General features: G+C 36.7%; 18 protein-coding genes. 8 read left to right on the forward strand and 10 right to left on the reverse strand.

All coding sequences use genetic code 11. The features are described from left to right. Nucleotides 1-9: 9 nt before the first annotated feature. The 5 genes from ACMAZI_RS07635 to fsa form a co-directional block, all read right to left on the reverse strand. Nucleotides 10-1,590 carry an intermembrane transport protein PqiB gene (locus ACMAZI_RS07635; protein WP_158536903.1) on the reverse strand — a complete coding sequence of 527 codons (1,581 nt, stop codon included), beginning with the start codon at nt 1,588-1,590 and terminating at the stop codon, nt 10-12. Beyond that, complete coding sequence (locus ACMAZI_RS07640) at nt 1,583-2,179, reverse strand: paraquat-inducible protein A (RefSeq protein WP_158536902.1); 597 nt, start codon at nt 2,177-2,179, stop codon at nt 1,583-1,585. The genes ACMAZI_RS07635 and ACMAZI_RS07640 overlap by 8 nt, the downstream gene beginning before the upstream one ends. Further along, nucleotides 2,166-2,822 (reverse strand): paraquat-inducible protein A, encoded by a 657-nt coding sequence (locus ACMAZI_RS07645; RefSeq protein ID WP_115363038.1) that lies wholly within the window; start codon nt 2,820-2,822, stop codon nt 2,166-2,168. Before ACMAZI_RS07645 ends, ACMAZI_RS07640 begins: the two co-directional genes overlap by 14 nt. Nucleotides 2,823-2,894: 72 nt before the next feature. Continuing rightward, nucleotides 2,895-3,785: a matrixin family metalloprotease gene (locus ACMAZI_RS07650; protein WP_158536901.1), complete on the reverse strand. Its 891-nt coding sequence runs from the start codon at nt 3,783-3,785 to the stop codon at nt 2,895-2,897. A 193-nt stretch (nt 3,786-3,978) separates the two neighbouring features. Then, a complete protein-coding gene (gene fsa / locus ACMAZI_RS07655; protein ID WP_115363034.1) occupies nt 3,979-4,623 on the reverse strand; it encodes a fructose-6-phosphate aldolase in 645 nt (214 codons plus the stop codon). A 101-nt stretch (nt 4,624-4,724) separates the two neighbouring features. Here fsa and ACMAZI_RS07660 point away from each other — a divergent pair, with 101 nt between their 5' ends. Continuing rightward, the gene (locus ACMAZI_RS07660) at nt 4,725-5,555 is read left to right on the forward strand and encodes a hypothetical protein (RefSeq protein ID WP_120404916.1); all 831 of its coding nucleotides are present in this window, start codon (nt 4,725-4,727) and stop codon (nt 5,553-5,555) included. On the opposite strand, the gene ACMAZI_RS07665 is transcribed toward ACMAZI_RS07660, so the two are convergent. Next, a complete protein-coding gene (locus tag ACMAZI_RS07665; protein ID WP_115363030.1) occupies nt 5,552-6,526 on the reverse strand; it encodes a tyrosine-type recombinase/integrase in 975 nt (324 codons plus the stop codon). The genes ACMAZI_RS07660 and ACMAZI_RS07665 overlap by 4 nt on opposite strands. Before the next feature lie 146 nt (nt 6,527-6,672). On the opposite strand from ACMAZI_RS07665, the gene rnc reads away from it, so the two are divergent. The 3 genes from rnc to ACMAZI_RS07680 are packed head-to-tail and all read left to right on the forward strand — an operon-like array spanning nt 6,673 to nt 10,342. Beyond that, nucleotides 6,673-7,521, forward strand: coding sequence for a ribonuclease III (gene rnc, locus ACMAZI_RS07670; protein ID WP_120404915.1), 849 nt, complete (start codon nt 6,673-6,675; stop codon nt 7,519-7,521). Between the two features lie 17 nt (nt 7,522-7,538). After that, nucleotides 7,539-8,513, forward strand: a complete 975-nt coding sequence (era, locus tag ACMAZI_RS07675) for a GTPase Era (protein WP_412473441.1) — start codon at nt 7,539-7,541, stop codon at nt 8,511-8,513. Nucleotides 8,514-8,545: 32 nt separating this feature from the next. After that, nucleotides 8,546-10,342 carry a GTPase gene (locus ACMAZI_RS07680; protein WP_115363025.1) on the forward strand — a complete coding sequence of 599 codons (1,797 nt, stop codon included), beginning with the start codon at nt 8,546-8,548 and terminating at the stop codon, nt 10,340-10,342. An 8-nt stretch (nt 10,343-10,350) separates the two neighbouring features. On the opposite strand, the gene ACMAZI_RS07685 is transcribed toward ACMAZI_RS07680, so the two are convergent. The 4 genes from ACMAZI_RS07685 to ACMAZI_RS07700 form a co-directional block, all read right to left on the reverse strand. Beyond that, a complete protein-coding gene (locus ACMAZI_RS07685; RefSeq protein ID WP_412473440.1) occupies nt 10,351-11,181 on the reverse strand; it encodes an NAD(P)H-hydrate dehydratase in 831 nt (276 codons plus the stop codon). A gap of 53 nt (nt 11,182-11,234) precedes the next feature. Continuing rightward, a complete protein-coding gene (locus ACMAZI_RS07690) occupies nt 11,235-11,609 on the reverse strand; it encodes a DoxX family protein (protein WP_115363021.1) in 375 nt (124 codons plus the stop codon). A gap of 94 nt (nt 11,610-11,703) precedes the next feature. Beyond that, entirely contained in the window at nt 11,704-12,459 is a 756-nt protein-coding gene (locus tag ACMAZI_RS07695; protein WP_115363019.1) for a hypothetical protein, read from the reverse strand. Nucleotides 12,460-12,491: 32 nt separating this feature from the next. Beyond that, nucleotides 12,492-12,971: a hypothetical protein gene (locus tag ACMAZI_RS07700; RefSeq protein WP_412473439.1), complete on the reverse strand. Its 480-nt coding sequence runs from the start codon at nt 12,969-12,971 to the stop codon at nt 12,492-12,494. Between the two features lie 118 nt (nt 12,972-13,089). Here ACMAZI_RS07700 and ACMAZI_RS07705 point away from each other — a divergent pair, with 118 nt between their 5' ends. The 4 genes from ACMAZI_RS07705 to ACMAZI_RS07720 all read left to right on the forward strand — a co-directional run bounded on the left by ACMAZI_RS07705 (nt 13,090) and on the right by ACMAZI_RS07720 (nt 17,838). Further along, a complete protein-coding gene (locus ACMAZI_RS07705; RefSeq protein ID WP_115363015.1) occupies nt 13,090-13,752 on the forward strand; it encodes a tetratricopeptide repeat protein in 663 nt (220 codons plus the stop codon). A gap of 9 nt (nt 13,753-13,761) precedes the next feature. Further along, entirely contained in the window at nt 13,762-14,892 is a 1,131-nt protein-coding gene (locus tag ACMAZI_RS07710) for a PQQ-binding-like beta-propeller repeat protein (RefSeq protein WP_412473438.1), read from the forward strand. Between the two features lie 88 nt (nt 14,893-14,980). After that, complete coding sequence (locus ACMAZI_RS07715) at nt 14,981-16,042, forward strand: guanosine monophosphate reductase (RefSeq protein ID WP_115363011.1); 1,062 nt, start codon at nt 14,981-14,983, stop codon at nt 16,040-16,042. Between the two features lie 11 nt (nt 16,043-16,053). Next, nucleotides 16,054-17,838 (forward strand): 1-acyl-sn-glycerol-3-phosphate acyltransferase, encoded by a 1,785-nt coding sequence (locus ACMAZI_RS07720; protein ID WP_115363009.1) that lies wholly within the window; start codon nt 16,054-16,056, stop codon nt 17,836-17,838. Nucleotides 17,839-17,840 lie beyond the last annotated feature (2 nt).

The raw sequence follows: 17,840 nt of genomic DNA on the forward strand, positions 1-17,840 counted from the left end.
CCTTTTTTATTATAAATTAATTATTGGTGTCCATTCTAGCCATTCTTCCTGCGCTTTCTTATGAACTTGAAAATATTGTTTCTTGCGCATTGAAAACTTCTCTGGGGTTGCAAATTCGACTCCACCAGAAAGAATACTTTCAATTGATTGGGTACTTATTTTTGCACCTGAAAATAGGCCAAACTCTACATCGACACCACTTGTATTCCAAAACTTTGTTTCTTCCTTTACCAGCTTGTGATAAGGAGAGTTGATAAAGATTTCTGTTATAACATTCTTTGCTCGTGTATTAAGTCTAACATCTGTTATAACACCTACTTGAACGCCTCTATAGTAAACTCCCTGGCCTTTTGCTAGTGAATTTCTTCTTGAACTAAATAGGTTTAAATGGGTCCCGTATTTATTGTGAACTTCTTTTAATGGAGCTTGGGCAAGAGCTGTAAAGGTTCCTGCAGGCTTTGATTTCTTAAAATTATAACGACTGATATCAACTGCGATATAGTTGCCAGTTATTGCATCAAGATTATCAATTCCTTTAAGAGAGATTTTTGGTTTAACTTCCCAAAACTTCGCACCTTTAACAATAATATTCTCAAATTCTTTCTTTATCGTCGCTTCTACTAAGAGCTGGGCCTTATTGCGATCAACTTCTGAACCTGTAACAACTCCGATATTAATATTTCTAAACTTAATTGGAGTCTTCTCTTTTGCTACTGCACTTCCTAGAGGAAATATTACTTTTATTTTTTTTCCTGGGACAGTATGAGCATAGCTAGGGTAGAGAGTATATTTCTTTTCAAAGTTAGTTGTTACTTTCTGATTATTCTTATTCTCTTCTGATTCATGATTAACAAATGCAATTCCGCCTTTGATGATTGAAATAAGTGAGTCTGATTGAACCTTTACTCCTGCTAGAGAAGCATCTAATTCAAAGCCGCTAACATTGTAAAAACGCGACGTTGTTAGAAGTAGGTTGCGATAATTTTCTTCAATAAAGATCGTAACTTCAACACCATTGCCATCCATATCGAGATCAAAATTTGTAACCTCTCCAACTTGTACCTTATTAAAATAAATAGGTGAGCCAATTGAAACTGAGTCTAGTTTTTTACTGTGAAGTTTTACATAAAGGCCGTCTTTTCTTAGACCTCTTGGTGGCTCTTCAAAAGCGTTGAATACTTTTACGGCCTTTCCCTTCACTGGAAACATATTGATAAATTTTCCACTTATAATGGTACTTAGCCCTGAGATACCAGATAGATTTACTGTCGGACTTACAAGCCAAAACTTTGTATCTTTAGATAGATAGTTTTTCATTTGTGGAGACATCTCAATATGGACGGCAACACTTGAGAGGTCCTTATTTAATTCAGTATCTTTTACTCTACCGACAATCGTACCTTTGTAGATAACAGTGGTCTTTCCTGGCGTGATACCATCCGCATTTCTAAAGTTTATAGTGATATATGAGCCACGGGCCATAATGCTAGTATATAAAAGCCAAAGTCCAATCGATACAGCAGCAACAGGAAAGAACCATATAGGATTAATTCCTCTTTTGTTTTCTACTTTAGGCGTGGCATTACTCATACTTTTCCTTATCATCCCAGATTAACCTAGTGTCGACTTCATTTGACGCTAGAATGGTCAATATAACAACTGCAGTGAAATATAAGACTGCAGGCTCAGCTCTTATCTCTGATATAAACTCAACCTTGACGAGAATAACTAATAGGGCAATAACGAAAATATCTAACATGGACCATTTACCGACAACATGTACGACTCGATAAAGTCTTGTGAGCATTAGTTTTTTCTTTTCATTTAAGGTGTTTATATTATCTATGATATACCAAAGTGAAACTATTTTAAATATTGGAACAATTATACTAGCTGCAAAAACAATCATGGCAATGGGATACATTTTCAGATTGATCAGATTGACGACACCTCCAACAATTGTACGAGGGATACCATGGTTGAATTTTAAAACCGTCATAATTGGTAGGATATTAGCAGGGATATATAATGCAATTGCTGCAATTAAATAGGCTTTACAGCGTGAGATACCTTCATAGTTTCGAAGTTTGATGGGAGTTCCACAGCGCTGGCAGGTGAGTATTGAATTTACTTTATAGCACTTTGGACAAAGGGCCTTTTGATGATCAATTCCTCTCATATAGCTTCTTCCATAACTCATCATAGTGAGTAACTGATTGTAGTAAGATATTATTAACCATTAATAGGATAAGGCTTAGTGTCCCAATAGTGAGCTCTACTTCAGAACGATCAACCATTTTAGCAACCGTTACAATGATTCCCATAAAATAGACATCAATCATAGACCATTCGTGTGAGGCCCTTAGAAATCTGATGAAAGTTCTTCCAAGGTGATGATTGATAAATTGGTTTTTAAAGACAACAGTTAAGTATGCAACGAGGCGAAAGAGGGGAATTAAGATTGCAAAGAGAACAACACTAATTGCTATTGGCCAATACGCTTTAGTTGTAAAAGCAAATATCGATTCGTAAGTTGAAGTTTCAAGGTTTGCTCCGGCCATCTTTATTTTCAATACTGGTAGGAAGATTGCTGGATAAAAAAGTAGTAGTCCTGAAATCGTTAAGACTTTCACCATCGTTATGGTGCTGTCTCCATTATAAAGAATTTCTCCACAGCGATGGCATTTTGCCCTTTGTCGCTTATTGATCATTTCAAATAGATAGATTTCATCACATTCTGGGCAAAGTAGAAGCTTTGAATTATCCTTCAAAGTTTCTTCATCAATTTGACTTTGATAAATGTTTTCGTAATTGTTGCCCATACTACTATTAGGCCATAAGTTATGGATTTTTTTTAGAGAGCAAAATGGTGCATTCTTAAAATTTGTTAAAAATTAAAAGACTTTATGATCGTGTATTAGGCTTCCATCTTGAAAATGGCGACAATGTCCGTCGGCCCTTAATTCGATATAGCCGTGGATAATCTTCGGTTTTTCTTGGCCATCGTCAGCGTTCTTCATTGATTCGTCTACGCTAGCTGAACTGAATGCTTGGGCCGTCTTAAGTGCTTGAGTATTTGTGTCGTATAGATTTGAAATTGATAGGGAGTCATAGTAACCAAGAGTTCTCTTAACTTCTGTTGAACCAAGTTGTGGGTACATGATTGATTGAACTGTTGATGAGGTTGTATGTTTAAGTCCTAAGAGGTGGCCTAGTTCATGTAAGATGACAGAAGGAAGGTCGTAGTAAGTCGTTGACTCCTGAGTTCTGGCCTTATCAAATGAGAAATAATAATCACGGAAATTTACAATAATATCACCATGAACCATTCTTAAGTGATCTGTTCGTTGTTCTGCAAAATATGAAGTGATTGCCAAAACACCATAACCAATACTTGAAAACCAATTCTCTGTTACATAAATTCCGATTTCTCCATCGTAATAGTCATCTAGGTCAGTATATGGGTCTGCTCCAGCGGCTTGGCCGTGGTCAAGAACAAAGTATTCTCTTGCATCATCAGCATCATTCCATGCCTTTTGCATCTCCTGCATTAAATCGTAATCATCATAGAGGCCATCATCAGCGGCCGCTAATGGAAGATCATCTGATGATCCATCAATTGCATTTAAACTGCTAAAATCTGCATGAACTTTTACTGTTAAAGGAAGTGCACTTTCACGCCATTTTAAAGGCAGGGCCGTAATAGAAACTTTCTCTGGCTCTTCGACACACGATAGAGTCAGCAGAATCACCAAAACTGATAATATGGTTCTATTAATTTTCATCCCAAAAATACCTTGAAAATACATTTACAGGTACAAAGTTGAGCTTAAAGCTCGACTATGACGTGCTTTGCACCATTTTATACGATATCGGTATTTAAGATTTTAAATTTAGAAAAAATAAAGAAACGGGGACTGTAAGCCCCCGTTATTATATAGATATTATTGAATTAGTTAATAAATCGCCTAATTGGTATTATTTTTGCGACTTCTCATAATCGGCCAAAAATTGTGCCAGTCCTTTATCTGTTAAAGGGTGGTTAAAAAGTGACTTGATTACTTTATATGGCATCGTTGCAACGTCTGCACCTACCATCGAGCAGTGCTTTACATGGTCTGCGTGACGTACAGATGCTGCTAGAACTTCTGTATCAAAACCGTAAACATCATACATATGACGGATCTCTTGAATAAGAGTCATACCATCTGCACCGATATCATCGAGACGGCCGATGAATGGAGAGATGTAAGTAGCACCATTTTTTGCTGCTAGTAATGCTTGGTTTGAGCTGAAACAAAGTGTTACGTTCGTTTTAATATCATTGTCACTAAACCACTTACAAGCAGCGATTCCAGCTTCTGTCAGTGGAAGTTTAATAACGACATTCTCGTGAATCTTTGCAAGTTCACTACCTTCTTTGATCATCCCTTCAGTATCTGTTGCAATAACTTCTGCTGAAATTGGTCCATCAACGATTTCGCAAATGTCTTTGATTACTTCTTCTTGAGTACGCCCAGTTTTGGCAATAATTGATGGGTTAGTCGTAACTCCGTCAATTAGGCCCCATTTTACTGCTTCTTTGATTTCTTCAATATCACCTGTATCGATAAAAAATTGCATTCTATTCTCCTAATAAATTTTCTAAAAATTTATCATGAGCACAGGTAATGGACAAGTTTTCTCCCCCTATTGTCTGCTTAGATTTGCGTTATAATGAACGTATGAGAAGATTTTTTCTATTCATTTCATTGAGCTTAATAACGCTGGTCTCTGTTGCAAATAGTGATGGCTTTATTATTAAAAGAGATGAGGTTAGAAATAAAGATATCAAAAATGATTATGATGCCTACGATAATTATATCAAGGATCATGGTTATGATACTTTCTACGATCCTAGCATTGATTATTCAAAGTTCTCTGGCCGAGTTACAGATAAGGACCCATCAAGTACTGTGTTTAAAATTCAAGTCGAATCAAAGAATGTTAAGTTCTTGAAGCCTTCTGATATTGTTTACTTCAATGTGGCGCGACGTATGGATGAAGATAAGTGCAAGGGCCACGTCAGAAATAGTGAAGATATGTATATTACAATCTACGCAAAAGACCTTGAGAATTGTTGGGGGCAAAACTCGACTTTAAGACGAGGAACAATTCTTGTTTTTGAAAGTGATAAGCTAGCATTGAGAATTAAGGAAGCTTCTCGTTACCGTTTAACATTGTTGGCGAAAAAAAGAGATTTCACATTCCAATTAAATGAAGTGAATAAATTTGTCTGGGGCTTTTCACAGAAACAAGTTGAGGTCGCTGCAGAATACGATAAGCAGATTCTTGAGTTACAACGAAAAAAAGATGAGGCCTTAAATTTACTTCTTTCTAAGAAGAACGATCAGGTCAGACTACAATCACAGCTAATCTATAGTTTGGATAAATTAGATAAAGATCTCGACTTCTATCGTATTGAAAAAGATGAGCTTTATACAGATCGTTGGCACCTCGATAAGGATACCGGCCTTCCTGTTTATGATAGGCCAGTTCCAATTAAGCAGCCTTAAATCAATTTATCTTCATTAAGTGCCAATTCAATAAATTGTTGATTATAGAAATGTGAGTCCATATGCTCTTTATAAAGTTTTAAAGAGTATGCTGGCGAGACACCAAGCCATTCCTTTATGGTTGTGTCATTAACCCCGTCGTGGAGCCAAGTAAAGACACAGGCCTGTCTTAAAGTCTTTGGTGTTATTTCAATCATAAGTCTAGAGCGCCAGTCTTCAAAGAGTAGCTCCATCCCACGTGCAGATAGCCCACCTGATAGAATCTTATGAGCATTAGCATTAAAAAGTAAGTGATCAAAAGAGACACCTTGGGCCTTTTTAACCTTCTCTAATAGCTCAACATATTCATAGAAAATACGGCCAAAGATACTTGGAAATGTGACGGTATAGGGGTCTCTTTTTTCATGTGTAATAATGGCCTTGATTTCATCGCGAAATGAGAAGCTTGCAACTTTTATTTTAGATAGTTCTGAGACCTTAAGGCCTCCTAGATAAACGGTTGCAAAGATGATTCCATTTCTCTTGGCCTTAAGTTTTTCAAGATCACTTTGTGCATTTCTTTGATCATTGAGTAATGTGTGCCAAAGACTTTTAATATGTGAAAACGAAGCTGGCCTTGGTATATCTAGGAATTTTGGAGAAGTTGGTATTTTTCGTACTGGATTGACGTTAAAGACACCTTCTTCTACTAGGTGATCAAAGAATATTCTAAGTGCCTGGACACGGCGTCTTCGTGAATTATCTGACTTATATTTTTCTTCTAAGTACTTTCCGTATTCTTGAATCTCTGGAATTGAATACTTTTCAATATCCGTTTGTTTCTTATGTTCTGTTACGTATTGATTAAAGCAAGCAAGGTCAGTGCGATAGTTTTTCAGGGTATTATTTGAACGGCCCTTGGCCGCTATTTTCTTGAAAAATGCATCTTGCCACTTATCTAATTTCTTTTTATTGACTTCTGTTAGTTCCATAAACCACCCTAAGGACTTATAACTACGTATATTACTGTAAGAGATTTTAACGAACCTGTTATTCTTTCACAAGTAGTAATCTTGCACTTGCAAATGATGGGCAGAAGCATTATAAATCGTTTAACAATTTAATATTAGGTGATTACATGCTTGAGACGACCTCACTCAACCCACAAGGGAAGAGTCCTACATTTGCACACGCATTTTATAGGCTAACTATTGCTGATTTTAAGCAATTAGGTGCTGGTAATGGCGTGTCTAAGCATGAAGTCACAGATCTATTTTTTGATCAATCCAATATTCAATCAATTTTCTTAGATAAATTCGACCTAAAATTTAATGACAACTCTCTAGTCATGAGGGCCTTTACTCATAGTTCATATGTTCATGAGGCCAAACTAGAGTTTAAAAGTTATGAGCGCCTAGAGTTCTATGGCGACTCTGTTCTTGGCTCATATGTGACAAAGAACCTCTTTTTAAATTTTGAAGATATGAATGAAGGACAACTTTCAAAATTAAGAAGTGCACTTGTAAATGAAGATAGCCTAAGCTCATTAACTGACTTTTTAGGACTCTCTCAATTTCTAATCGTTGGAAAAGGTGAATTAGACCAAGAAGTAAATAAAGGGATTCGTTGTGATCTTTTTGAATCAATTCTTGGGGCCATTGCCATTGATCAAGGAAATGATAAAGCAAACTCTTATCTCGACCAGGTCATTGCGACTTATGAAAAGGAAAGTGGAGAGATCTTCTTTAATGCTCAAAAACTTGTGGATTTTGATCCAAAGACAAAATTACAAGAGGAGACATTGGCACGATTTAAATGTCTACCTGAGTACCGCACAAAGGCCTTAAATAAAGGTCAAGAGTTTGAAATCGAACTTTATATAAATGGAGAGTTAATATCGAAATTAATCTCCAATAGTAAAAAAATAGGAACAAAAGAAATCGCAAAAGAATGTTTAGAAAATAATCTATTAGACAAAATTAAATAAGGACAACGGAGAAAATTATGTTATTGACTGATCAACACCCAGACAACAAATCCATTATGGCAGCAATCGTTGGTGCACCAAATGTAGGAAAGAGTTCACTTGTAAATTACTTACTAGGAATGGACCTTTCAATTGTAACGAGTAAACCACAAACAACACGTAATAAGTTTCACGCAGTTTTCACAGTTGATCATACTGAAGTTGTTCTAGTTGATACTCCAGGTCTACACACTTCAAGCCAGGAGCTTAATAAGCGTATTAATCAACAGGCCGTTGAAGGTGTTGATGGTGTTGATGTTAACTTACTTCTAATTGACCTAACAAAAGATATTCTTGAGCAAATCAAGGCCTTCAAAGATTTCATTGGTGGAAAAGAGAAAGAGTTATCAAAAACATGGCTTGTTTTCACAAAGTCAGATCGTGTTGAAAATGCAGAAGATATGCCACTAGATAAGGTATTTGAACAAGCAAAAGAAGTTATTCCAGCTCTTGAGCAGTACTTTGTTATCTCAACTAAGTCCGGAGATAATGTACACCTTTTAACAGCAGCTCTTTGTGATAATGCACAGCCAGGTTCACACTTATACCTTGATGGTGCTATCTCGAATAAGAACCAAAGATTCTTTGCTACTGAGTATATTCGTGAGCAGGCATTTGACCTTTTAAAGGATGAGCTACCGTATGAGATGGCCGTCATTATTGATGAATATAAAGATTTTAAAGATAAGACAGGCGCTTTTACTTCTCACATCTCAGCTTCAATTCTTGTTAATCGTCCATCGCAGCGAGCTATCGTTGTTGGTTCTAAAGGCTCGATGATCAAAGAAATTGGAACACGTGCTCGTAAGAAGATTGCAGCAATGACTGATGGTAAGGTTCACTTAAACCTACACGTGAAAGTATCACCAAAGTGGTTTAAGAATAACTTTGTTCTAGAAGAACTAGGACTTCCACGTGCAATTAACTCTGCCCGTGTATGGAAACAAAAATAATTATAAATAATAAACTTAAATAGGATTTTGAAATGCAAAAGCGTTCAATGATTATTTCATTAATTGGTAGGCCAAACGTTGGGAAAAGTTCCATCTTTAACCGCCTAATGAAAAAACAACATAAGGCCATTACTCACGATATGCCAGGTGTAACACGTGATCGCCACTATGGAATTACATCTTTTAATGATAAAGATGAAGACCGTCCATTAGATGCGATTCTTGTTGATACTGGTGGGTTCTATCCAACTCAAGTTGATGAGAGTGGAAAGAATGATCAAGAAGTTAATGCTAATAAGTTCTTCAATATTATGACAGATCATGCTCATCAAGCGATTGAAGAATCTGATCTTGTTCTCTTTGTTGTCGATGTAAGAGAAGGTGTTCTTCCTTTTGATAAGACCATTGCTAATTATATTAGAAAGCAAAAGAAGAAGATGTGGCTTGTTGTTAACAAGTATGATTCTGAGTCTCAAAGTGGAGATGAGTATAGCTTCTATGAACTTGGTGTAAATGATGACGAAATGTTTGTTACTTCTGCCGCTCACGGTAGGGGAATGGAGACATTGCGTGAGAATATTCATGAGGAGATGATGCGTTTTGATGACTCTGCTGATGTTATGAATATTACAGCTCTTCAAAAAGGTGTAACTCCACGTGAGAATGTTGTGGCAAAACTTGCACTAATTGGTGCACCTAATGCTGGTAAATCAACTCTACTAAATCAACTTCTTGGAAGTGAACGTGCTCTAGTTTCTGATATTGCTGGAACTACAGTTGATCCAATTGATGGATACTTTGATATCTACCTTGGAGATGATGCTAGAAAGCTTGATCAAGCAAAAGAGCATTTTAAAAATGATAATCTTCTTCAGTCTCAATACGAAGACTTTAAAAAGAATAATCCTGATCTCTATAACGAACTTGTTTCATCTTATGATGTTGAAGAAGAGTTAGATACTGATAGCTATGAGCTTGAAGGTCTTGAGGATGTAATGCTCGAGCAGGATGAGCAGCTGGATGAAACATCTGCTAATCGTATGGAAGCACAAGTTTTCGGTGAAGAAGCTACTGGTGAAGAAGTCGAGCAAGAATTAGTAGATGATGAGCAAGAAGTTTCTGAAGGAAGTTTCTGGCGCTCAATTCACATCGTAGACACTGCAGGAATTAGAAAGCAAAAGAAAATTGATGACTTTGTTGAGTCACAATCAGTTTATCGCTCACTAAGAAGTATTGCTGATAGTGATATTTGTATCTATATGATTGATGCAACAAAGGGTGTTTCACACCAAGATAAGCGTCTTCTTGATATCGCTATTGAAAAAGGTGCTTCTGTTATTGTTTGTCTAAATAAAGTTGATCTGATGGGTGATAAGTTTAGAGATCAAGAATCACGTAAAGAATGGCTTCTTGATATTCGCGATAAACTTCCATGGCTTAATTATTGCGATATTATTCCAATCTCAGCAAAGCATAAAAGAGGTCTTAAGCGTCTTAAGAAGATTCTTACGAAAACGATTTTCATTAGAAGACAAAATATTGCAACAGGTGCGCTTAACCGTTTCGTATTTGAGCTTATTGAAAGACATCCTATTATCCTTAAAGGTTCTCGTGGTAAGAGATTCCGTGTTAAATACGCTTCTCAAATTAAAGCGAATCCACCAACGTTCTTATTTTACACAAATAAGTCACGTGGAATTCCTGAAAACTACCGACGCTACCTTAAAAACGGTTTAAGAGGGGCCTTCCCGCTTGATAATACGCCGATTCACCTGATCTTTAGAACAGGTACAGATCTTCAAAAGCGTATGAAAAAAGTTTCAAAATAAAATAGATATTAGCCAATGACCTCTTGAATATAAGCAAAGAGGTCAGAGGCTATACTTCCTCGTATTCCTCTTGTATTTTCTCTTAATAAGTCACTGGCCTTGCCATGTACCCAAGTACCAAGACAAGCTGCTTCAGTTAAGCTCAGGCCTTGTCCTAGGAAACTACCGATAATTCCTGCTAGAATATCTCCTGTCCCGGCCATTGCTAAGATGGAATTTCCTGTATCGTTTTCATAGATATCTTGATCATTTGCGATAAGAGAATGGTCTCCTTTTAAGACAACGCATTCACTTATTTGTAGAAGGTTTTTAGCTGCTTCTTTTCTATCTTTTCTAATTTCTTCACTCGTGCAATTTAGAAGACGTGCGGCTTCGCCAAAATGAGGGGTGATTATTGCATTTTGATATCTTTGCTTTTCACTTCTTTGACATAGGTTCCAAAGAGCGTCAGCATCTAAAACTTTTGGTGCCGTGAAATCTTCAATCAATGAACATATATGATTTGCCCATTCGTCTCTTCCAAGGCCAGGGCCAATAACGATAGCATCTGCTTTTTCTAAGATTGGTCTGGCCTGATTGATTCCAGAAGTTTGTGTGTCAAAACCTCGCACCATTAGCTCAGCTCTTGTTGAAACAATTGAAGAAACATTCTCTTGCCTTGTAAGGACAGTAACTAAGCCTGATCCTGAACGTAGAGCTGCTTCGGCACAGAGTTTGACTGCTCCTGCATAACCGACATTCCCACCGATAATTACAACGTGACCAAAACTGTACTTATTTGATTCTTTTGTGAAAGGTGGAAGCTTTTGTAAAAGTTCTCTTGAATCAATTTTTTTCATAATATGATCTTAGTATTTAATGAAAAAAAAAGCTCCCTTGTGGGAGCTTAAGATTATGCTTTAACTGAATATTTACCACCATTAGAGAAAAAGAGTCCGATGTATATAATTGCATACATTATGGCCTTTTCTTTTCCAGAGAATGGATCGCTTGCGTGAACGACAAAAGCCGCTACAAGCATAGTAATTGCTGAAATTGCAGCAAACCATCTCGTTTTAAATCCGATGATAATAAAAATCTGGCAAAACACTTCTGCAAATACTGTTGCAGAAAGTGCAAAAGGTGAACCAAGTCCAATTGGATCTGGGAATTTTGTCATTAGAGTACTAAAGCCTGCAAGTTTTCCCCAACCATGCCCAAGTAGCATCGCTAGTCCAACTGTGATTCTAAGCCATAACCAACCTAAATCTGAGTTTAAACGATTCATAAATACATCCTTTTATTTTATGCAAATTAAGTTTGCGCTTTGCAATCATCATCGAGCTATAGCTCTCTGTGATTATTGTTTCTTCTTTATTGCTCTACCAATTCCAAACATAATTAACTGTTAGAGAGTAAGCAAATCCTGATAAATCAGGCACACCAGGCCCTCCATCCTTAGATGCGTATTTTATCGTACGCACATCTTGTAGAGCTACAGTGTGAAGAAGTGCTTCAATATTCACATATGATTCTTTTATTTTTATTGGAAATTCAAGTCCGCCACCTAGTGCAACACCTGCGCCTCCAAAGCTGTCTTCTTTTTTTTCACCTACAGTTTCAATCTTTTCTTGTTCATACCAATATTCAAATCTCGCCGTTATATAAGGATTTGAGTAAGTTATGGCCGTACCAAGGTTTGAAGTGTCGATATAGTAACGGTATCCAAAGTACATGCGAAGCATTGAAATATCGATTGATGCTGCACTACTGATTCCTTGAGTCGGCTTTGTTAAACTTATATTGTGCTTAGAATATGCAAAACCAATATTCCATGCCGATTGAAAGTCTGAGAAGTATTGAACTGTTAGGTTGAAAGTAGGAGGTAGATCCTCATACATCTTTCCACGATTGCCATCCCAAGTTGTGTAACCAATACCCATTGAGAATGAAAAGAAGCGTCCGTATTTGTAGTAACGTTCATCTTCATAGATTTGTTGTTCTTGTAGGTCTTCATTAAAATCTGAGAAAATATCGCCACCGATATTTAAGTCATCATCTGCACCGATCATCCCATCTTGTGCCTTTGTAAATTGTGGAGACACAATTGCAAATATGAAGACAAGAATGAAGGCCATGTATTTAGATATATGCATTCAATAATTCCAATTTAAAGATAAAAGTGAATACCTGCATTTAAGAAGTTTTCACCCATTGTCGTAACTTCAAAGTCATCCAGATTTTTGAAGCGTACGCCAAATTCAACGCTAAAGCCTAGGCTGTCAATTCCTTGTAGAGAAAACTCTGCTCCAAGTCCTACATCGCCTTGAAATCCTGATTCGCTATCTTGGCCAGGTACTTTTTGGTTGATCAATGTCGCGGCGCCAACCGTATAAAATGTGAGATACGGTTCATCAAAGATATTACGGTAAAGTCGAATTCCTCCGTGCCATCCACCGTCGTCAGCAGTGTTTACTCCAAAAATTGCTGCATATGAGAATGTCGAGCTTCTTTGGACCTTAATTGACAGAGAAGGGATAGAGTCAGAGATAGTATTTGAAAAACCAACTCCTAATCTTCCTACTCTTTCAATGGCAAAAGAGTTAAGTGAAATAAATAAGGTAATTATTAAAAATGAAATCCTTTTCATGGTGCGTAATAATCCTTTATGAAATTAATTAATTTAATTCTAACAATACTCATGTATTTTTGACAACTTTCAATGTTATTTATTAAAATGATAAAAATTTTTAACTAGAGGGTAATGGATGACAACACAAGTAGCGCCAAATGAAGGCCTAAATTCTGAATTAAATTCAACTGAGCTTGGTGCTTTTATCGCTAAGAATAAGGCATTGGTTATTGGATTAATCTTACTTATTATCGGTGCGACTGCAGGTTACGGTATTTTTTCATATGTTAAAAACCAACAAAATGAGAAAGCTGCCCAAACTCTTTATAGCTTTGAAACTGGAAGTTTAGAGAAGTTTAAAAAAGGTGAGATCGACTCTGCCGCAATGGTTTCTGAGCTAAAAACTATTCTTGGTGAGTTTGGTGATAGCTCTGCTGCTATTTCAACAACTTTATTGGCCGTAGATCACTTAACGAATAAAGGTCAAAATCAAGAAGCTTTTGAAATTATTAGTCTAATAAGCGCATCTAATTCATTACAATCATATTTTATCAATGTTCGAAAGGCAGTGATACAGCAAGATTTAAAAGACTACGATGGAGCAATTGCGACACTTAAAGAACTTAAAAGTAATGATCGTGCACTATCAATGGGTCGAATTGAGCTTGAACTTGGGCGTAGCTACCTTGCAAAAGGTGACACTGCTTCGGCCAAAGGACACTTTGAAAGAGTCCTTACTCTAACAACTGAAAATGTATATAAGTCGTTAGCTAAATATCACTTAAATACAATCAAATAAGCGGAATTTATGAAGTTATATCGTAATATTTTAGTGGTCATAGCAATGGCCACTTTGCTTGCCTCTTGTTCAAGCATAAAAAAAGTAACAAGTAAGTTAGAAGGCAAGAAGCTTGAGGTGGACCCTCTAACTCTTACTTGGACTAAGAATCTAGAGCCAAGTTACGAGTCTGGAAATCTTCCGATTTCATTATCTTCACCACTAATTGCTGATGGAATTCTCTATGCTGCTGATGGCCGTGGTAATTTTAATGCTTATAATGTTGAAAATGGCCGCCTAATTTGGACGCACAAGATTAAAGGGCAAATGACAAGTGCTCCAATTATTTTTGAAAATCTATTGATCTTTGGTGATGATACTGGACGTGTTTATGCAAGAGACCTCAATAAGGGCGAGCTCGCTTATGAGTTTGACCTAGATGGTGGAATCGATTCAACTCCTGTTACAGCAAATGGCCGATTATTCATTCATACTCGAAATCATAAATTATTTAGTATTGATGTTTATACTGGTCGCGTTATTTGGTCGTACAAGAGATCTGTTCCATACTATTCAACAGTGCAACGCGCTTCAACACCATTAATACTTGATGGACGCTTATACGCAGGCTTTGCTGATGGATACTTTGTCTGCTTCTCTCTTGAAGAAGGTCAAGTACTTTGGGAAAGAAGGCTAAGCCCTGGGCAGAAATTTGTTGATGTTGATATGCGACCTGTCATTTTTAATGAAAAGATCCTTGTTGGCTCAGTTGATGATCGTACCGAAGTGATCGTGCCGAAGTCTGGTGTTCTTTTTAAAAAATTGAACTTCCGTACAAACCGCGCTGGCCTAGAAATTGGTAACGGCCAAAATATGGTCTTTGGTAGCGTTAATGGTGAACTCATTTATATTGATAAACAATTTCAAGAATATAAGAGAGTGAAGCTTTCAGATGAAGCAGTGTCGTCTCTCGCTCCTTGGAAGGGTGGTGTTGTTGTCACAACAGTTGGTAAAACTGCTTTTTTCATCGACTCTAATGGAATGATCAAACAAGAGTTTGACTTAGGTTCTGCCTACTCGGCCGTATTTGGTCACATGAGCTATGACGATGAGTTTTTAGCTTTTATTTCATCACGTTATCGTCTTTATACTTTCAGATAAAACCTAAAATTCCCTTGTGTGTGTCTTTTCGACAATGATATTATGACGTTGAAATTACACACACGGGATTGTTATTTTAGGGGAGAGTATGGATTTAACATTCAAAGCAAATGGTATTTTAAGTCGTGGAAAAGGTTTAACTTTTGATGACGTTTTATTAATTCCTAGGTATTCAGAGATTTCTTCTCGCAGACACACGAATTTAAAAACAAAAATTACTAAGAACCATTCAATTGATATTCCAATTATTGCTGCAAATATGGATACAGTTACTGGACCAGAGATGGCAATGGAGATGGGACGTCTAGGTGGCGTTGGTATTCTTCATCGTTTCATGTCTCCAGAGCAACAAGTTGAAGATGTAAAAGCAATTCAAAAATATTTCAAAGAACATTCTATCTCTCTTCCAATCGCAGCTTCTGTTGGTGTTAAGGATGAGGGAAAAAAGAGAGCAGACCTACTTGCTGAATTAGGAGTAGAAATTCTAACTGTTGATATCGCTCATGGTGATTCAATTATGATGATGGAAGTTCTCGAGTATATTAAGAAAAATTATCCATCAATTGATGTTATTGCAGGTAATGTTGCAACACCAGATGGTGTAAAGCGTATGATTGATAAAGGTGCTGATGCTGTTAAAGTTGGTATCGGTCCTGGAAGTATGTGTACAACACGTATCATTACAGGTCATGGCGTTCCACAATTAACAGCTGTTGCAATGTGTGTTGCAGAGGCACAGAGAGCAGGGATCCCTGTTATCGCAGATGGTGGACTTAAGAACTCTGGAGACATGGTAAAAGCATTATGTGCTGGAGCTAATTCATGTATGGCCGGATCACTTCTCTCAGGAGCATTAGAAACTCCAGGAGAAGTTAAAGGTGGAATGAAAGAATATCGTGGAATGGCTTCAAAGGCCGCTCAAGTTTCTTGGCGTGGGGAGCTTCCTAAAGGTATGGCCGCAGAAGGTGTTGATACAATGATTCCTTGTAAAGGGCCAGTTGAGAATATTATCAATGAACTTACAGGTGGTATTCGCTCAGGGATGACTTATCTTGGTGTTGATCAACTTGATCAAATGAGTGAAGCCGGATTATTTATGGAAATGTCATCTTCTGGTATGGCAGAGAGTAAACCACACGGAAAACAATAAAAGGCCGCTCTATGCAAACTGATATCCTAGATGACTTATTAAGTTATCCTAAGATCGTAAAACGCATCAGTGATAGTAAAGATCCTGAAGCGACTAGGAAGAAAGTAATTGCAAACTTTAAAGAAATGCGTGCAATTAACTCACCTTCATATATGAAGTCGATGGAAAAGTTCTTTGATGCTACTTTACCAAGACTTTATGATGGTATCAGTTACAAAGAAAATGACACTGATCTTCGAGCTTTGCTTGAAAAAGACAGTGTCGTTCTCGTTCCAAATCATCAATCACATGCCGATTATATTGCTATTAATTACAAATTCTTTAAAGAATACAAACGCATGCTCTATGTTGCAGGTGGTGATAACTTAAATATATTCCCAATTGGTAAAATATTTAGAAAATCTGGATGTTTCTTTATCAGAAGAAGCTTTCAAAACGACATTCTCTATAAATTTACAATGGAGGCCTACCTCTTTGCTTTATTAAAAAGGAAAGAGCCCATTGAATTCTTCTTTGAAGGTGGGCGTACTCGCTCTGGAAAACTTAGGCCACCAAAATACGGCCTATACCAAATGCTACTAGAGGCACATTCACATCTTCCAAATGCAAAAGAGAGAGGATTAGCATTTGTTCCTGTAAGTATTGCTCATGAGTATGTTCCAGAGCAAAAAGCACTGGCAAAAGAGATGATGGGTGGAAAGAAAAAGAAAGAGTCGACAGGACAACTCTTTGGCCTTCTAAAACTTATGGCCTATCAATTTGGTAAAATACATATCAATCTTGGTAAGCCTCAATATGCATATAAATTAGATGATCCAGATGAGAATAAGAAGCATGTAAGAGACCTTGCATTTAAATGTTTTAGAAGTGTTGGTGATCAAATGGTTATAACGCCGACTAACTTACTTGTTCTAATTCTTCTTGATGAGCCAACAGGTGCTCTTAAGTGGACAGATATCATATTAAAAGCTCAGGCAATTTTAGAATATTGTAAGTCATATGATATTCCTTTTACTGATGGTTTAAAAGACTCTCTATTAGAAGACTCTATTGGCCGTGCAATGGACATCCTTATTGGTAATAATAAAGTTGATGTTATTGGGCAAAAAGAAGTTGGATCTTCTCTATTTTATTCAATTAAGAAGGACTCAAGAGGAGAGCTTCTCTTTTTCAAAAATACAATAGTTCATCACTTCATTATACCTTGGACCATATCACTTGCTTGGTTTAATGTTTTTAGTGGTGAGATTGAAAATGCCGATTGTTTAAAACAATTCTTCATTAAGCAAAGAAGCTTATTGAAGATGGAGTTTTATTTACCAACTGTAAAACAATACTATTCAAAGACTCTTAAGATACTAAGTAATGTTGTGGGAAGAGATATTGCTAATTTAAACGAGGCCATTGAGTTCACTAATAAAGATCTCTATGAAGTCGCTTCCAAATTAAGTATCTTTGCTCGCTCTCTTACTTATATAAACGAAGCATACTTTGTATCGGCCTTGACGTTAGAAAGTTTTCAAAAGAATAATGTCTCTTTTAAGACGGCCGATTATATGAAGCGATTTGCGGATGTTTATAATGCAGAAATTCAAACTCAAAGAGTCATCCGTTTTCCAGAAAGCCAAAATGTTGAATTAATGAAAACTGCTTTGCAGTATTTTGAACAAGTCGGTGTTTTAGGCTACGAAGACAATTCTTACTACGTAGCAGATAGAGATAAACTCGCTGATTTTATCGAGTCTACTGAGAAGATTCTATTAGACCAACTCAAACTTAATTTTAAAGTGGTATAACT

The organism is Halobacteriovorax sp. YZS-3-1 (genome assembly GCF_047084945.1).
Lineage (GTDB): Bacteria > Bdellovibrionota > Bacteriovoracia > Bacteriovoracales > Bacteriovoracaceae > Halobacteriovorax_A > Halobacteriovorax_A vibrionivorans.

Bases quoted from the DNA above. Each gene is read 5' to 3' on its own strand.
- ACMAZI_RS07635 (WP_158536903.1), bottom strand. From the start codon at position 1,590: ATGAGTAATGCCACGCCTAAAGTAGAAAACAAAAGAGGAATTAATCCT.
- ACMAZI_RS07640 (WP_158536902.1), bottom strand. From the start codon at position 2,179: ATGAGAGGAATTGATCATCAAAAGGCCCTTTGTCCAAAGTGCTATAAA.
- ACMAZI_RS07645 (WP_115363038.1), bottom strand. From the start codon at position 2,822: ATGGGCAACAATTACGAAAACATTTATCAAAGTCAAATTGATGAAGAA.
- ACMAZI_RS07650 (WP_158536901.1), bottom strand. From the start codon at position 3,785: ATGAAAATTAATAGAACCATATTATCAGTTTTGGTGATTCTGCTGACT.
- fsa (WP_115363034.1), bottom strand. From the start codon at position 4,623: ATGCAATTTTTTATCGATACAGGTGATATTGAAGAAATCAAAGAAGCA.
- ACMAZI_RS07660 (WP_120404916.1), top strand. From the start codon at position 4,725: ATGAGAAGATTTTTTCTATTCATTTCATTGAGCTTAATAACGCTGGTC.
- ACMAZI_RS07665 (WP_115363030.1), bottom strand. From the start codon at position 6,526: ATGGAACTAACAGAAGTCAATAAAAAGAAATTAGATAAGTGGCAAGAT.
- rnc (WP_120404915.1), top strand. From the start codon at position 6,673: ATGCTTGAGACGACCTCACTCAACCCACAAGGGAAGAGTCCTACATTT.
- era (WP_412473441.1), top strand. From the start codon at position 7,539: ATGTTATTGACTGATCAACACCCAGACAACAAATCCATTATGGCAGCA.
- ACMAZI_RS07680 (WP_115363025.1), top strand. From the start codon at position 8,546: ATGCAAAAGCGTTCAATGATTATTTCATTAATTGGTAGGCCAAACGTT.
- ACMAZI_RS07685 (WP_412473440.1), bottom strand. From the start codon at position 11,181: ATGAAAAAAATTGATTCAAGAGAACTTTTACAAAAGCTTCCACCTTTC.
- ACMAZI_RS07690 (WP_115363021.1), bottom strand. From the start codon at position 11,609: ATGAATCGTTTAAACTCAGATTTAGGTTGGTTATGGCTTAGAATCACA.
- ACMAZI_RS07695 (WP_115363019.1), bottom strand. From the start codon at position 12,459: ATGGCCTTCATTCTTGTCTTCATATTTGCAATTGTGTCTCCACAATTT.
- ACMAZI_RS07700 (WP_412473439.1), bottom strand. From the start codon at position 12,971: ATGAAAAGGATTTCATTTTTAATAATTACCTTATTTATTTCACTTAAC.
- ACMAZI_RS07705 (WP_115363015.1), top strand. From the start codon at position 13,090: ATGACAACACAAGTAGCGCCAAATGAAGGCCTAAATTCTGAATTAAAT.
- ACMAZI_RS07710 (WP_412473438.1), top strand. From the start codon at position 13,762: ATGAAGTTATATCGTAATATTTTAGTGGTCATAGCAATGGCCACTTTG.
- ACMAZI_RS07715 (WP_115363011.1), top strand. From the start codon at position 14,981: ATGGATTTAACATTCAAAGCAAATGGTATTTTAAGTCGTGGAAAAGGT.
- ACMAZI_RS07720 (WP_115363009.1), top strand. From the start codon at position 16,054: ATGCAAACTGATATCCTAGATGACTTATTAAGTTATCCTAAGATCGTA.